Consider the following 14,071-nt stretch of genomic DNA (forward strand, 5'->3'; position numbering starts at 1 on the left):
CGGCTACCGGCGCTCGCCCAGCGCGGCGAGCGCCCGGTCGACGTCGGCGTCGGAGTTGTAGAGGTGGAAGGAGAACCGTAGGCCGCCGGCCCGGGCCGAGGCGATGACCGCGGCCTGTTCGAGGCGGTCCGCTGCCGGGCCGGCATCGGGGACGGCGACGATCGCCGACGCCTGCTCGAGCGGCTGGTAGCCGAGGCCGCGGACGCCGGTGCGGAAGCGCTCGGCCAGGCCGAGGTTGTGTGCGTGGATCTTGTCGATGGTCAGTTCCTCGAACAATTCCAGCGCCGCCGAGGCGAAGACCACGCCCAGCCAGTCCGGGGTCTGATCGAAACGCCGGGTGGTGGCGGCCAGGGCGACCGGGTTGTACAGCTCGGCCCAGCGATCCTCGGCGGCATACCAACTGGGCCCGATCGGGCGCAGGGCCGCGGTGGCCTCGGGCGTGGCGGCCAGGAACGCGACGCTGCGCGCGCCGGCCAGCCATTTGAAGCTCGCGCACACCCAGTAGTCGGCCTCGGCGAAGCGCAGCGGCAACCAGCCCGCCGCCTGCGTGGCGTCGAGCAGCAGGCGCGCGCCGTTGGCCCGGGTGGCCTCGCGCAGCAGCGCGGTGTCCGCGATCCGCCCGTCGGCGGACTGCACCACGCTCACCGCGACCAGCGCCGTCTCCGGCCGCACCTCCGCGGCCAGCCGCTCCAGCGGCACCGTGCGCACCGCGAGGTCGCCGCGGAACAGGAACGGCATCGTCACCGACGCGAATTCTCCCGCGGCCACCAATACCTCCGCGCCCGCGGGCAGGGCCTCGGCGACCGGCGCGATGAGCGCGGACACCGTGGCGCCCAGCGCGATATCCGTGGCGGCGGCCCCGTCCAGCAGCCGCGCGAACCCGGCCCGGAGCTCGGGTACCAGGTGGTCGTGCACCATCGGCGCGCCGCGTCCGGCCGCGGAACGATCCTGGGCTTCGCGCAGGGCCGCCAGCGCCCGAGCGGGCGGCAGGCCGTGCGAGGCGGTATTGAGATAGGCGGTCTCCGGGGCGAATTCGGCAGGTGCTAGGGACATACCCCGAGCATGGCTCCGCGCCCCGGCACCGTCCAGCGCCACTACTGCCAAACTGGACCGATCTCCTGCCAATCGGGCCGCGAAATCAGTCGGTTCCGGCGGTGGCCCACATGTTCGTCAGCAGATGGAAACTCGGTGTGTCCGCGAGCGATTGCGACGCCTCGTAGATGCGCTGATAGCCGGTGCTGGTGATGCGCCACTGCCCGTCGCCGTCGCGGCGGTAGGTATCGGAGTAGTAGCCCGAGCCGCGAATCAGCACACCGTATTCGGTCGCGATCACGGTGTCCTCGAAAAGCCAGGAGCCGGTGGCGGTGTCGCCCTCGACATCGATCTCCGGCTGGGTCGCCACGTGGGTGGTGACCACCGACGGGCCGAGGTTCTGCCGCATGAAGTCGGTGATCGCCGCGCGCCCGTCCAGCACCAGCGCCTTGCCGAGCGCGTGCGTGCCGTAGCGGCCCTCGGCGTCGACGGCGAGGGTGTCGGCGAACTCGTCCCACAGCTTCAGATCGAGGGTGCGGAAGTAGCGGTACTTCAGCCGGCGGATGGCTTCCAGGGCAGCGAGATCCATCCGCTCAGGCTCGCACGCGCGCCCGGCCGGGACAACAGGTTCACCAGCGCCGTTCCGGTGATCAGGACGGCACCTCGACGAGGGCGTACCCGGTGTGCTGGGTGCCCGCGTCGGCGATCCGCGCGCCGTCCGGACCCCAGGCCCCGCTGCCGCCTTCGCACACGCCCGCCGCGTTGGTTCCGGTGGCATTGGCGAGCACGACATAGAGCCCGTTGTCGCGGGCCCGGATCGGGTAGACCTGCTCGAACGAATCGTTGTCCACATCCAGCACCGAACTCGCCAGATAGACCTGGCGCCCTGCGGCTTTCGCGCGCGCCGCGAGCTCGGGGAAGCGGTTGTCGTAGCAGGTCGCCAGCGCGAAGCGGAGGCCGTCGAGCTCGAAGCCGCCGTCCCGGTCCCCGGTCGCGAAGATCTCGTCCTCCGGACGGTAGAGGTGCTGCTTGTCGTAGCGGGTCAGCAGCGCGCCGTCGGGGCCGATGACCAGCGAGGTGATGGCGGGCCGGCCACCCGCGGTGCGCACGGCCGCGTTCACGACCGCGGCGGCGGCACCGGCCCGGCAGGCCGCGCGGATCGGATCCAGGCGCGGATCATCCTGCGCCAGCCAGCTGTCCGGCTCGTCGCGAATCAGCGCCGGCGCGTAGCCGTGCACCGCCAGCTCGGGGAAGACGACGACCCGCGCGCCCGCCGCCGCGGCGGCCGCGATCAGGGCCGCGATGGTCTCGATGTTGGGCACGACGGCGCCCGGAACCGGGGCGAACTGCGCTGCTGCGATGATCATCTGCCCATCCTCGCTCAGTGCGCGTGGCCGTGCTGGTGCGGAACGGGCTGGGGGGCACCCGGTTTCACCAGCCGGTAGCGCAGCATCATGTCGTGGTCCTCGTGATCGCCGAGATGGCAGTGCCAGACGTAGCCGCGCAGCGGTCGGCCGTGCCGGTCGGCGCCGAATTCGCGATCCGGGTCGAAACCCAGCTCGGCCTGGGTCGGGAAGCGCATCAGCACCTTGGTGACCTGGAACGGCGGGCAGTGCACCGTGTCCTTCCAGCCGGCCTCGTGACCGCCGGGGCCCGACATCTCGCCCAGCAGAAAGGGTTCCGCGTCCGGGGTCCACCGGGTGTGCGGCGGCGGGCTCGGGTGCGCGAGCTTGTAACCGGCGACGTCGTAGAGCTGACGGCCCACGATCTGGAACTGCACCAGGTGGATGTGCACGGTGTGCGCGGTCTCGGTGACATTCACCAGGTTCCACTGCTCGACCGCGCCCTCCTCGGGCAGCTCGATGTCCTCGGAGTCGAACATCAGGTTGTTGATGTTGAAGTAGAGGAACGGCGGCTTGACCTCGACCGGTTCGTTGAGGGTGGCCGTGCGGATCCGGGTGATCGCGGCGCGGTCGATCGGCACGATCGCCGGCGGCAAGCCCGGCTCGCCGCGCAGGGTGCGGGGCACCGGCCCGGTGAACGCCGGGCGCTCGTCCACGACGAACTGCATGATGTTCGGAATCAGCCGGGAACCCGACAGCTGCGAGAAGGCGTTGATCTGCGCGTCGTTGCGCAACTCCACCCGCTCGCCCGGCCGCAGGCCGGAGAAGTCGGCCAGCAGGTCGTAGCGTTCGCCCGCCCCGATCCGCAGGCTCGTCACCCGGTGCGGGGCGGCCAGCAGCCCGCCGTCGCCGCCGATGATCCAGAACGGCATGCCGTTGCCGAAGAACAGGTGGTAGTCGTCCATGGCCGAGGCATTGACCATCCGGAACCGGTACAGCCCGCGGCCGACGGTGAGCTTCGGCCAGGCCTTGCCGTTGACGCACATGACGTCACCGCTGAACCCGCCGCCCCAGAAGTTGCGCGGCAGGACCGCCGACAGATGGAAGCGCTGCTCGCCGTTCGGATAGAACAGCCGATCCTGCAGAATCAGCGGGATCTCGAACTCCCCGGCCGGCAGGCCGAGTGGATTGCCGACGGCCCCGGTGTCGAATTCGTCGCGGACCCAGTACATTCCGGCCAGGCCCGCGTACATGTTGAGCCGGGTCACGCCCATGGCGTGATCGTGGTACCACAGCGTGGTGGCGGGCAGGTCGTTGTTGAAGTCGTAGCCGCCGGACTCGCCGGGGGTGAAGGTGTTGTAGGGGTGCCCGTCGCTGCCGGGTTCGTTCGGCGCACCGTGCAGGTGGACCACGATCTTCGGCCGGGTCAGGTCGCTGTGCTCGGAGCCGTGCAGATCGAGGTCGATATCGCCGGCCAGAATGTGCTCGCCCAGCTCGTTCGCGAAGACGGTGTGCGGTGCGGGCTCGCCGGAGCGGACCTCGATGGTGGGACCGAGATGCGCCAGCCCGTCGTACCCCCAGGAGCGCGCCGGGGGCAGATCCCGATGGAAGGAATGCCGGCCCTCGCGCACCGGGATGATCCCGCCCAGCCCGCGGGTGGGCGGGATCGGCAACTCGTCGACATACGGGGTCAGCACCGGCGACCGGTGGATCAGCGGCACGCCGGGGATCGTCGGCGGCCAGGGAATCTCGTCGGCCTGCGCACGGGGCGCGGCGACGGCCAGGGGGGCGGCCAGCGCCGCGCGGAGCAGCGTGCGGCGGGTGAGTGCCGGGTGGGCGGGCATAGCGGGGCACTTCCGGGACGCACGTACAAGACCATGAGAGCCTATCCGCCGCACCGTCTCACCGGCGCACCGCCACCGGCGCGAGCGACTGCGCGTGGCAACTAAACGGTGAACAATCGGTGAACTATCGATATAGACCCGCGATCGAGTGTTGGGACGACGGTTAGGCGGGGGTACTCGCCTAGAGGGCGCGAGACCCGCGCCCGGAATCCCGTCCACGCCGAGGAGACCGCCGTGACCGAGAGTCCCGTCACCCGTCCCACCGATGCCGCGCTCGATCAGGAGGTCGCGCTGGGCGTGGCCGCCGACCGGCTGGAAGAGGAGTTCCACGGCCTGGCCGACGAGGCCGCCGTCGCGGGCATGCTGCATGCCGCCTACAACTATCTCGCCGCCGGCGCCACCCTCGACAACTTCCTGCCGCTGCTGGCCGAGCGGTACACCCGGGAATTCCTGCGTGCGATCGCGGAGGAGCGCGTGCAGTCCGTCCCGGGGTGACGGCGGCCGGGGCCGCGACCGGTCAGCGTGACCAGTCGTGGCCCCAGTAGCTGTCGGCGGTGATCTCCTCCGCCGTGTACGTGGCCTCGTCCACCTGCATGCCCTCGGTGCCGAATTCGAGGTCCCAGCCGCCGGGCGTGCGGACGTAGAAGGAGATCATCTTGTCGTTGGTGTGCCGGCCCAGCGTCGAGGACAGGTGATATCCGGCCTTGCCGACCCGGTCCAGCGCCCGCCCCACATCGTCGAGTGCGTCCACCTCGACCATGATGTGCACCAGACCCGAACCTTCTTCTCCGCCCGAGGGAATCAACGCCAGACTGTGGTGCCGGCTATTCACGCCGAGGAAGCGCACCCGCATCGGCCCGTACTCCGGCGGCGTCGGCAGGCGGAACGCGCCGCGCGGCAGGAAGCCCAGCACCTCGGTGTAGAAGCGGAACGCGACATCCAGATCGGGCACCGGCAAGACCGCGTGGCCAAGACCCAATCCCGCTGTGACGAAACAATTGCCGTGCGGACTGACGACGGGGGAGTGGTCCAGCACCGGCCCGTGGAACACCTCGACCGTGGTGCCGGAGGGATCGAGGAAGCTGATCACCTCTTCCACCCGGCGCGCATCGGCCTCCGCCAGCGGCAACTCGGTGACCTCGATCCCGAACGCCCGCACCGCCGCTCGCACCTCGGCCAGTGCCCGGTAGTCGCGCACCTCCCAGCCGATGGCGAGCACCTTGTCGGTCTCGCCGGGCACCAGGACCAGCCGGGCGGCGCGCTCGTCCATGCGCAGATAGACGGCGTCCGGGTCCGGCCCGGCGCCTTCCGCGAAACCGATGACATCGAAGGCGAAGGTGCGCCACGCGTGCGGATCGCTCACCGCGACCTTCACATAACCGAGCGAGCTGATGACAGCCATGATGATCCTTAATAGAAGAGAGGGGCGCTCACAGGAGATCCTGCTCGCGGGTGTGCAGGCCCAGCGCGCCCGCGGTGACGGCGGCGTCGATGCTGTGGCGCAGCGCCGGGCAACCCTGGAACGGCCCAGGGCCCGCCTCGGGGCAGGTGCGCGCGGCGGCGCCGGTCCACTGCACGCTGGTGTGGGCGGGGCTGAACTTGACCACGCCGACCTGGTTCCCGCACTGCCCGCAGGCGACGGTGGCCACGGTCAGACGCCCTGCCGCGCGGCGAGATTCTCGGCGACCTCGGCCTCCCAGGCGCTGACCGCGCGGGTGGTGTCGACCTCGAATTCGAAACGGGCGGTCATGTTCTCGTCGATGTCCTCGACATCGCGATAGAACTGTTCGTACCAGCGCCGCAGCTGGTAGACCGGCCCGTCCTCCTCGCACAGCAGCGGATTGTCGATGCGGGTCTTGCGCTCCCAGATCGCGACATCCTGCTCGAAGCCGCGGCCCAGCCCACTGGCGAATCGCACCGCCATGGCATCGGCCTCCTCGGGTGCGAGGCCAGGCCGCTTCCTCACGATCGCGCCGTATTGCAGCACGAACTTCGTCGGCGTCACCGGGTAGTGGCAATTGATCAGCACCGCCTCGACGGTGTCGCCGCCGGCCTCGCTGACCAGGTGGTCGATCATGTAGGAGGGGCCGTAGTAGTGCGCCTCCGAGCGCAGTACGTTCGGCCCGCCCACCTCCTTGGCCGTTTCGCCCTGGACATCCGCGCGCCCGAGCGAGGTCATGTACTGACTGGCGACATGGCCTTCGAAGACGTTCTTGAAGTAGGTCGGGAAGGCGAAGTGCACGTAGAAGAAGTGCGCCATGTCGACGACGTTGTCGATCACCTCGCGGCAGTTGGCGCCCTCGATGACGATCTGGTTCCAGGTCCAGTCGCTCCACTCGTCGCTGAACGCGCCTTCCAGGCGGGGAATGGTGACCTCGTCGGTGGGCGGTTTGCCCTGCGGGTCGTTCCAGACGAACAGCTGCCTGTTCTGCTCGAGCGTGGGCCAGGACTTGGTGCGCGCGAGCGGCGGCACCCGGCGGCCGTACGGGATTCCGGCGCAGCGGCCGTTGCCCTTCCAGCGCCAGTCGTGGAATGGGCACGCGAGCGTGTCGCCCTTGATGGTGCCGTCGCCGAGGTTGCCGCCCATGTGGCGGCAGTAGGCGTCGAGCACGTTGAGCGTGCCGTCGCTCGCGGCGAAGACGACGAGCTCGGTGCCGAAAGCCGCGATGGTATGCGGCTTTCCGTCGCGGAAGGCCTCCGCGAGGCCGAGGCAGTGCCAGCCGCGGGCGTACCGCGCGGGCGGCGCGCCGGTGTCGATCACGCGGACCTGGTCGTCGGTCATGAGTGTTTCCTCCGAAGCTATTTCGGTCAGGTCTATTTCGGGCCGGGCTATTTCGATGCTGTGACGGCCGGTCGGAGACCGGTAGCGGGGGTCTCACTCAACGGGCGCGGTGCCAGGCGCTCGAAGGCCGAGCGGTAGAACAGCAGCGGCGGAGCCTCGCGGAGTTCGCCGAGCGCCGTGACGTGCCCGACCACGATGGTGTGGTCGCCGCCGTCGACCTCCTGCGCGAGGGTGCAGTCGATCCAGGCGAGCGCGCCGCTCAGCAGCGGTGCGCCGTTGGGGGACGGGGTCCAGGTGAGATCCGCGAATTTGTCCGTACCGCTGCGGCTCAGCTGCCGGCACACCTGTTGCTGATCGTCGGCCAGGATGTTGACGCAGAACCGGCCGACCTCGCGGATGCGCGGCCAGGTGGTCGAGGTGCGGGCCGGAAAGATCGCCACCGCAAGGGGATCGAGGGAGAGCGCGGAGAACGATTGGCAGGCGAAGCCCAGCGGGCGGTCGCCGTCCAGGGCGGTGACGGCGGTGACGCCGGTGCAGAACCGGCCGAGGACGGCCTTGAAGTCGAGGTCGACGGCCATACGGGCTGCCATCCTTTCACGACGAAGTTTCGACTAGACATATTCCTTTTCGCCATGAAAGTAAGCTGGGGTGCCGCAGGGGTGTCAACAACGAATTCCGGCTACCGAGAAGATCCGTAGCGATCTACGTAGTTTCCGGGATTCGGCGGCCCGCCCGGGTCGGCACTGTGATGGGGGACACAACAAGGAGTGTCGAAACTGCATATGCCTAGTCGAAATACTCCTAAGCTTGGACGCGCTACACCACTGGAGGTAACCATGACGGTCGAGATGCTGACCCATCCCGAGTCCGGCGAAGCATGGACGGGCACGGGTCGAGCGGCCGCCAAGCCGGCGCAACCACCGGTGTCCATGATCGAGCGAATGACGTTGATACTGGACGCGTTCGACGGTTCCACGCCGACGCTCACCCTGCTCGGACTGGCCGAGCGCACCGGCCTGCCGCGCTCCACCGTGCACCGCATCCTGGACCAGATGATTCGCCTGCGCTGGCTCGCGCACGCGCCCGGCGGCTACCGGCTCGGGATGCGCACCCTCGAACTCGGCGGACTCGCCGCCGACCACAACGAGATTCGCGACGTGGTCAGCCCGCTGCTGCACGATCTGGCGCAGCGTACCGGCATGGTCGGGCACCTCGGGGTGCTCGACGGGCGCGAGGTGCTCTACCTGGACAAGGCCGGCGGTCGCGGCACCGCCAACGTGCCGACCCGGCTGGGCGGCCGGATGCCCGCGCACAGCACGGCTTTGGGCAAGGCCCTGCTGGCCTCGCTGGAACCGAGCATCGTCGAAGCCTCCTTCCGGGATCCGCTACCCCAGCTGACGCCCCGCACCATCTGCGACCGCGCCGAACTGCATCGCGAACTGGCGCGCATCCGGCATCGCCAGGGCGTGGCCGTCGACAACGAGGAAGCGGTGGCCGGCATCGCCTGCGTCGCGGTCCCCGTGCGCGGCCGAGGCGCCGCCGTCGCCGCGCTCTCGCTGACCGCGCAGATCACCGGGGAGCGAACAGGTCTGGACACCGCCCGGCTGGCCCGGGTGCTGGTGGAGGTGGCGCACGAAGCGGGCCGCAGCCTGTTCCCGCGGCATGCCCGGTGGCGCTGACCAGATTCTTCTGGTCAGGAATATGCCTGGGCGATATAGTCCGATTCGTGAGTGAGCGATGAGTGAAGCCAAGGTGCCGGAGCTGCCGACCACGAGCTGGGCCGTGCTCGGAATGCTCTCGCACGCCGAGGAATTGTCGGGCTACGACCTGAAGAAGTGGGCCGACTGGAGCCTGCAGTTCTTCTACTGGAGCCCCTCCTTCAGCCAGATCTACGCCGAGCTGAAACGCCTGGAGAAGCACGGCTACGCCACCTCGCGCACCGTGCTCCAGGACGACGGCGTCCGCGGCAAACGCATGTACGCCATCACCGAAGCCGGCCGGGCCGCCGCCGCCCAGTGGGTCAACCACGCACCCGTGGAAGCCCCCGTCCTCAAGCACAGCGTCATGCTGCGCGTCTGGCTCGGCCACCTCGCCGAACCGGACCGCCTGCGCGGAATCCTCACCGAGCACATCGATTACGCCGAACGCATGCGCAAGCTGGCCGAGATGGACGCCGAAGGCGCCGACGAGAACCCCGACTGGGCCTACCCCGGCGCCGTCCTGCGCTGGTGCGTCCGCCACTACGAAGCCGAACGCGACTTCGCCAAGGAACTCCTCACCGACATCGCCAAACTCGCCGACGCCCCGAAGCGGCCTCCGCGGTCGAGGAGTCGCAAGGTGTCCTGAGGGGTTGTGGGCTGGGTGGGCAAAATCGTGCATTTTCAAAGCCTTGCGCGGACCGGCGGCGTCCGATCAGCGCATCCGTGCACGGTTTTGCCAGTCCCGTCTTCGTTGTCCACAAGCGGCTAGCTATCCACAACCGATCACTTTTTCCAGGTGAGCGCCCAAGGATGCGGATGCCGCTGGGGCAGGCTCGCCGCATGGTTGTCACGCGCGCGGAACTACTGGCCCAGGGGTTGTCGCAGAGCGCGATCACCGACCGTTGCCGACGTGGTATGTACACCCGCCTACTGCCCGGAACGTATTGTTCCGGCCCGCCGACCGGGTGGGACCGGTGCCGGGCGATTGTGGCTTGGCAGCCGCTGGCGGTCCTGAGTCACCGGACCGCGGCTTGGCTGCGCGACATGCAGCCCGAGCCGGAGGTCTTCGAGGCGACGGTTCCGCCCGGCTCCTATCGCAAGACGCCCCACTGGCTGCGGTTGTATCGGCGCGAGTTGCCGGCGGGCTCGGTCGATGAATCGCGCGAGGTGCCGATGGCGTCCGCGGCGCTCACGCTGTTCGACTGCGTATCGGTCCTGCCGCGCGAAGCCGCGGATCGGCTGGTCGACAAACACCTCGGCCGGACTGTCTCCCCGCCCGAAATCGTGGAACTGTGCCGATCAGGGAAACACGGCACGGTGGCGATGCGGCGGCAGTTGCGCGAGGCCGCGTTGCATGCGGCTTCGGAGCCGGAACGGTTGTTCGCGAGGGCGATGCGGCGGCGTGGGCTACCGATGCTGGCCAACCATCCGGTGGGTCCGTTCGTCTGCGACCTGGTGCACGAGGAGACTCGCACCGTGGTCGAGATCGATGGCCGGGAGTTCCACAGTCAGCCGGAGGTATTCCGCCAGGACCGCCGGCGGCAGAACTGGTTGGTGCTGAGCCATCGACTGGTGCTGCGGTACGCGGCGGCGGATGTGTTTCGTGAGCTCGAGGGCTGTGCGGACGAAGTCGCGGCGGTCATTCGGCAGCGGCGGCGCGGGCTGCGGGCTTGGCGGGCACAGGCGCTGTCCGTGCAGGGGTAGACGCGACAGCGGGTACGCGCCCCCGGCGACGGCTGTGCTGGGGCACACGCGACAGTGGGGTCGGCAATCGCCGACCCCACTGCCCGATCGGGGCTATACCCGCGCGGCCGCGTAGTTGGCCGCGGGCCACAGTGCCCAGCCGTAGTTGGCGTGCGCGCCCCAGTCCAGGCCCGCGCCGCAGATCGGATCGCCTGTGGTGCAGTAACTTCCGGTGCGCCAGCCGTATTCGCCGGGTACACCCCAGCCGGCCAGCCGGTTGGGGTCACCGAAGAGCAGTACCGCGGCGACCCGCGGCTCGATCCAGCCCGGCATCTGGTGGATGCCGCCCATCGAGCTGACGTTGCCGGTGCCGAGCACGCCGTGCACGACGAGCGCGCCCTGCGAGTATCCGACGAGGACGAAACGCTGGCCGGGGCAGATCGCGGCCTGATGCGCGAGGTGCGCGGCCATGTCGCGGGTGCCGTCGCTGATCGAGGTCGGAACCGTCAGGTCCGCCGGGTAGTTCACCCGGTACGCCGTGGCGTCCACCGGAAGCGCCTGCAGCAGTGTGCCGTACAGCGGATCGCCGACGGCGCTGCCGAGCCAGCCCGGTTCGCTGGTGCCCCTGGCGACTATCACCTCCACCGCGGTACAGGGGTTCGCCCAGGCCGTGCTGCCCAGACTCGCCGTCGCGATTCCGGTAATGAACATCAGCACTGCGAATGCCCTTACCAGTCGCCGCCTTTCGAAGCCAATTATCTTCCGGTTTACCATTGTGATCACCCAACTCACGCCGTTGTGAGATGCCGGGCAGTGATAGTCGATGACTATCACCCGGCTGTATATCCGCGAAGGTAAGAATCGGCGAAGCGACCGTCAAGCAATCCGAGCCAAGCGAGACCCGCCCGGCACGCAATCGTTGTATGCGGGCATTTTGCTTGCGCATCCAGAGGTGTTGCGGCCGTTAAACATCCGCGCGCCAAGTCGATACCGAGCCGATATGTCACCGTCCGGCCGCGCCGTCGCGCACGATCAGCTATCTCCCAATCGGCCTACGGAAGCACTGAAATCCAGCGCTCGGCACGGTGGTTCGGCAGCCGTGGAGTGAATATCACACCGCGAGAATCGATGTCGACGCGGCAAGGTGGCCACAAAGTTGCTGATCCGATGTCGCGGCGCGCTGCTCGCTGAGCGATCACCTCGAGCCGGTGGCTCGAGGCTCGGGCACCGCCGCCGAGCAACGGCTCCGCGATCCACGGGCGACGGTGACTTGCCGCGTTTTGACTCGACCTCAGTTCACTTATGATACGTTCCTGTATCGAATACACTTCTGTATCGAACGGCGGAGGAGGTTCGTATGGCGTCGCCGACGGGAGCGCCGCGGGTCACCCGCAGGCGGGTGGAGACCAGGAACCGGCTGCTCACGGCCGCCTACGAGGTCTTCGCCGAGGAGGGTTTCGGCCGGGCCTCGGTAGAGCGGGTGTGCGAGCGCGCCGGATTCACCCGGGGCGCGTTCTACTCGAACTTCACCTCGCTGGACGAACTGTTCCTGGCCATGTGGGAGCAGCGCTCCGCCGACCTGCTCGCCGACGTCCGCGCCACCCTGGACGACATCTCCGTCGACGGCACCGAGGACATCGCCGCGGCGGTGACGCGCCTGGTGCGCGCCGTACCGCTGGATGAGGCCTGGTTCCGCATCACCGCGGAGTTCACCGCGCACGCGCTACGCAACCCGGCCCTGCGCCGGGTGATGGCCGCGCGCGAGGAGGCCATCGTCGCCGCGCTGATCCCGACCATCGTGTCCGCGCTCGCGCGGGCCGGCCGCACCGTCCCCGACCCCACCGGGCTCGGGCAGGCGCTGGTCGCCGTGCACGACGGCACCGCCGTGCAAGTCCTGATGGAACCGCGCAGCCGCCGCGTCCAGCGCCGGCGCACCGACCTTTTCTGTCACGTGGTGCTGGCGTACAGCATCCCCTCCACCGAAGGATCGAAATGAAGAACTGCACTCCCGAATTCGCCGACGCGGCCGAGGTCATCGTCGTCGGCGCGGGCTTGGCCGGGCTGGTCGCCGCCTACGAACTGAGCAAGGCCGGCCACAAGGTGCACCTGCTGGATCAGGAGAACAGCAACAACCTCGGCGGTCAGGCGTTCTGGTCGCTGGGCGGGCTGTTCTTCGTCGACAGCCCGGAGCAGCGCCGCCTCGGCATCCACGACTCCTACGAGCTGGCCCTGCAGGATTGGCTCGGCTCGGCCGGCTTCGACCGCGAGGACGAGGACCACTGGGCCCGGCAGTGGGCGCAGGCCTACGTCCGCTTCGCCGCCACCGAGAAGCGGGATTACCTGCACGAGCTGGGTTTGCGGGTGACCCCGCTGGTCGGCTGGGCCGAGCGCGGCGGCGGTTTCGCGGACGGGCACGGCAATTCGGTGCCGCGCTTCCACCTGACCTGGGGCACCGGGCCCGAGGTGGTGCGGGTTTTCGCCGAGCCGGTTCTGGAAGCGGAGCGAAAGGGACTGGTGGGCTTCAGCTTCCGGCATCGCGTCGATGAGCTGATCGTGGAGGACGGCGCGGTGGTCGGCGTCGCCGGCAGCATCCTGGCCGACTCCGATCTGGAGCGCGGTCAGGCCTCCTCGCGAGAGGTGTTGGAGCACTTCGAATTCCGTGCGAAGGCGGTCGTCGTCACCTCCGGCGGCATCGGGCACAACCACGAACTGATCCGCCGCAACTGGCCGGTCGACCGCCTCGGGCCGTGCCCGCAGACCATGATCTCGGGTGTGCCCGCGCACGTGGACGGCCGGATGCTGGGCATCACGGAGGCCGCGGGCGGCGCGATCGTCAACCGCGACCGGATGTGGCATTACACCGAGGGCATCATGAACTGGGATCCGATCTGGCCCGATCACGCCATCCGCATCATCCCGGGCCCGTCCTCGATGTGGTTCGACGCGCACGGAAAGCGCCTGCCCGCACCGTGTTTCCCCGGATTCGACACCAACACCACGATGAAGGCGATCCTGTCCACGGGCGAGGACTACTCGTGGTTCGTGCTCACCCAGTCGATCATCGAGAAGGAATTCGCGCTCTCGGGCTCCGAGCAGAATCCCGACATCACCGGCAAGGATCTCAAGCTCACGCTCAAGAGCCGGGTCGCCAAGGGCGCGCCCGGACCGGTCGAGGCCTTCAAGCAGCACGGCGCCGACTTCGTGGTCGCCGACAACCTGCGCGACCTGGTGGACGGCATGAACAAGATCGCCCGCGGCCCCCGGCTGGACTACGACGCGCTGGAACGCCAGATCGTCGCGCGGGACCGCGAGATCGGCAACAAGTACAGCAAGGACAGTCAGCTGATGGCGATCACCAACGCCCGCCAGTACTTCGGCGACAAGGCGGGCCGCGTCGCCAAGCCGCACCGCATCCTGGATCCGGCGGCCGGGCCGCTCATCGCGGTCCGCCTCAATATCCTGACCCGCAAGACGCTCGGCGGGTTGCAGACCACCCTGGAATCCCAGGTCGTCCGCCCCGACGGCGAGCCCTTCCCCGGCCTGTACGCCGCCGGTGAGGTCGCCGGTTTCGGCGGCGGTGGCGTGCACGGGTACAACGCCCTGGAGGGCACCTTCCTCGGCGGCTGCATCTTCTCGGGCCGCGCGGCGGGCCGGGCGCTGGCCGCGCGGCTCAGCGCCGGCTGATCG

General features: G+C 69.1%; 15 protein-coding genes. 6 read left to right on the forward strand and 9 right to left on the reverse strand.

Annotated elements, in window-relative coordinates; all coding sequences use genetic code 11:
• Positions 1–3: 3 nt before the first annotated feature.
• The 4 genes from AB0H76_RS14725 to AB0H76_RS14740 all read right to left on the reverse strand — a co-directional run bounded on the left by AB0H76_RS14725 (position 4) and on the right by AB0H76_RS14740 (position 4,219).
• Positions 4–1,053, reverse strand: coding sequence for an aminotransferase class V-fold PLP-dependent enzyme (locus AB0H76_RS14725; RefSeq protein ID WP_357322833.1), 1,050 nt, complete (start codon positions 1,051–1,053; stop codon positions 4–6).
• A gap of 85 nt (positions 1,054–1,138) precedes the next feature.
• Positions 1,139–1,621, reverse strand: a complete 483-nt coding sequence (locus AB0H76_RS14730) for a nuclear transport factor 2 family protein (protein ID WP_357322835.1) — start codon at positions 1,619–1,621, stop codon at positions 1,139–1,141.
• Between the two features lie 61 nt (positions 1,622–1,682).
• Positions 1,683–2,399, reverse strand: coding sequence for a carbon-nitrogen hydrolase family protein (locus AB0H76_RS14735; RefSeq protein ID WP_357322837.1), 717 nt, complete (start codon positions 2,397–2,399; stop codon positions 1,683–1,685).
• Between the two features lie 14 nt (positions 2,400–2,413).
• Entirely contained in the window at positions 2,414–4,219 is a 1,806-nt protein-coding gene (locus AB0H76_RS14740; RefSeq protein ID WP_357322840.1) for a multicopper oxidase domain-containing protein, read from the reverse strand.
• A 234-nt stretch (positions 4,220–4,453) separates the two neighbouring features.
• On the opposite strand from AB0H76_RS14740, the gene AB0H76_RS14745 reads away from it, so the two are divergent.
• Positions 4,454–4,714, forward strand: a complete 261-nt coding sequence (locus AB0H76_RS14745) for a three-helix bundle dimerization domain-containing protein (RefSeq protein WP_357322843.1) — start codon at positions 4,454–4,456, stop codon at positions 4,712–4,714.
• 22 nt (positions 4,715–4,736) lie between these two features.
• Here AB0H76_RS14745 and AB0H76_RS14750 read toward each other — a convergent pair whose 3' ends face one another.
• From AB0H76_RS14750 to AB0H76_RS14765, 4 genes are read right to left on the reverse strand one after another with little or no spacing between them, the layout of a single operon-like run.
• On the reverse strand, positions 4,737–5,621 hold the full coding sequence (locus AB0H76_RS14750; protein ID WP_357322846.1) for a VOC family protein: 885 nt from the start codon (positions 5,619–5,621) through the stop codon (positions 4,737–4,739).
• 28 nt (positions 5,622–5,649) lie between these two features.
• Positions 5,650–5,868 carry a hypothetical protein gene (locus AB0H76_RS14755; protein ID WP_357322848.1) on the reverse strand — a complete coding sequence of 73 codons (219 nt, stop codon included), beginning with the start codon at positions 5,866–5,868 and terminating at the stop codon, positions 5,650–5,652.
• A gap of 2 nt (positions 5,869–5,870) precedes the next feature.
• Complete coding sequence (locus tag AB0H76_RS14760) at positions 5,871–7,001, reverse strand: Rieske 2Fe-2S domain-containing protein (RefSeq protein WP_357322851.1); 1,131 nt, start codon at positions 6,999–7,001, stop codon at positions 5,871–5,873.
• Positions 7,002–7,048: 47 nt separating this feature from the next.
• Positions 7,049–7,579, reverse strand: coding sequence for a flavin reductase family protein (locus AB0H76_RS14765; RefSeq protein WP_357322854.1), 531 nt, complete (start codon positions 7,577–7,579; stop codon positions 7,049–7,051).
• A 258-nt stretch (positions 7,580–7,837) separates the two neighbouring features.
• On the opposite strand from AB0H76_RS14765, the gene AB0H76_RS14770 reads away from it, so the two are divergent.
• The 3 genes from AB0H76_RS14770 (at position 7,838) to AB0H76_RS14780 (ending at position 10,405) form a co-directional block, all read left to right on the forward strand.
• Positions 7,838–8,680 carry an IclR family transcriptional regulator gene (locus AB0H76_RS14770; protein WP_357322857.1) on the forward strand — a complete coding sequence of 281 codons (843 nt, stop codon included), beginning with the start codon at positions 7,838–7,840 and terminating at the stop codon, positions 8,678–8,680.
• Positions 8,681–8,738: 58 nt separating this feature from the next.
• Positions 8,739–9,347 carry a PadR family transcriptional regulator gene (locus tag AB0H76_RS14775; RefSeq protein WP_357322860.1) on the forward strand — a complete coding sequence of 203 codons (609 nt, stop codon included), beginning with the start codon at positions 8,739–8,741 and terminating at the stop codon, positions 9,345–9,347.
• 170 nt (positions 9,348–9,517) lie between these two features.
• A complete protein-coding gene (locus tag AB0H76_RS14780) occupies positions 9,518–10,405 on the forward strand; it encodes a DUF559 domain-containing protein (RefSeq protein WP_357322863.1) in 888 nt (295 codons plus the stop codon).
• A gap of 93 nt (positions 10,406–10,498) precedes the next feature.
• Here the strand turns inward: AB0H76_RS14780 and AB0H76_RS14785 are convergent, their stop codons facing one another.
• Positions 10,499–11,095 carry a cutinase family protein gene (locus AB0H76_RS14785; protein WP_357322866.1) on the reverse strand — a complete coding sequence of 199 codons (597 nt, stop codon included), beginning with the start codon at positions 11,093–11,095 and terminating at the stop codon, positions 10,499–10,501.
• A 646-nt stretch (positions 11,096–11,741) separates the two neighbouring features.
• On the opposite strand from AB0H76_RS14785, the gene AB0H76_RS14790 reads away from it, so the two are divergent.
• Positions 11,742–12,380: a TetR/AcrR family transcriptional regulator gene (locus AB0H76_RS14790; RefSeq protein WP_357322869.1), complete on the forward strand. Its 639-nt coding sequence runs from the start codon at positions 11,742–11,744 to the stop codon at positions 12,378–12,380.
• Positions 12,377–14,068 carry an FAD-binding dehydrogenase gene (locus tag AB0H76_RS14795; protein WP_357322872.1) on the forward strand — a complete coding sequence of 564 codons (1,692 nt, stop codon included), beginning with the start codon at positions 12,377–12,379 and terminating at the stop codon, positions 14,066–14,068. Before AB0H76_RS14790 ends, AB0H76_RS14795 begins: the two co-directional genes overlap by 4 nt.
• The last annotated feature ends 3 nt before the right edge of the window (positions 14,069–14,071 follow it).

The sequence above is a fragment of the Nocardia sp. NPDC050712 genome (assembly GCF_040654295.1).
Classification (GTDB): domain Bacteria; phylum Actinomycetota; class Actinomycetes; order Mycobacteriales; family Mycobacteriaceae; genus Nocardia.

What these genes read in the sequence shown, in the direction of transcription:
- AB0H76_RS14725 (WP_357322833.1), bottom strand. Translation starts at nt 1,053, where the DNA reads ATGTCCCTAGCACCTGCCGAATTCGCCCCGGAGACCGCCTATCTCAAT.
- AB0H76_RS14730 (WP_357322835.1), bottom strand. Translation starts at nt 1,621, where the DNA reads ATGGATCTCGCTGCCCTGGAAGCCATCCGCCGGCTGAAGTACCGCTAC.
- AB0H76_RS14735 (WP_357322837.1), bottom strand. Translation starts at nt 2,399, where the DNA reads ATGATCATCGCAGCAGCGCAGTTCGCCCCGGTTCCGGGCGCCGTCGTG.
- AB0H76_RS14740 (WP_357322840.1), bottom strand. Translation starts at nt 4,219, where the DNA reads ATGCCCGCCCACCCGGCACTCACCCGCCGCACGCTGCTCCGCGCGGCG.
- AB0H76_RS14750 (WP_357322846.1), bottom strand. Translation starts at nt 5,621, where the DNA reads ATGGCTGTCATCAGCTCGCTCGGTTATGTGAAGGTCGCGGTGAGCGAT.
- AB0H76_RS14760 (WP_357322851.1), bottom strand. Translation starts at nt 7,001, where the DNA reads ATGACCGACGACCAGGTCCGCGTGATCGACACCGGCGCGCCGCCCGCG.
- AB0H76_RS14765 (WP_357322854.1), bottom strand. Translation starts at nt 7,579, where the DNA reads ATGGCCGTCGACCTCGACTTCAAGGCCGTCCTCGGCCGGTTCTGCACC.
- AB0H76_RS14770 (WP_357322857.1), top strand. Translation starts at nt 7,838, where the DNA reads ATGACGGTCGAGATGCTGACCCATCCCGAGTCCGGCGAAGCATGGACG.
- AB0H76_RS14775 (WP_357322860.1), top strand. Translation starts at nt 8,739, where the DNA reads ATGAGTGAAGCCAAGGTGCCGGAGCTGCCGACCACGAGCTGGGCCGTG.
- AB0H76_RS14780 (WP_357322863.1), top strand. Translation starts at nt 9,518, where the DNA reads ATGCCGCTGGGGCAGGCTCGCCGCATGGTTGTCACGCGCGCGGAACTA.
- AB0H76_RS14785 (WP_357322866.1), bottom strand. Translation starts at nt 11,095, where the DNA reads ATGTTCATTACCGGAATCGCGACGGCGAGTCTGGGCAGCACGGCCTGG.
- AB0H76_RS14790 (WP_357322869.1), top strand. Translation starts at nt 11,742, where the DNA reads ATGGCGTCGCCGACGGGAGCGCCGCGGGTCACCCGCAGGCGGGTGGAG.
- AB0H76_RS14795 (WP_357322872.1), top strand. Translation starts at nt 12,377, where the DNA reads ATGAAGAACTGCACTCCCGAATTCGCCGACGCGGCCGAGGTCATCGTC.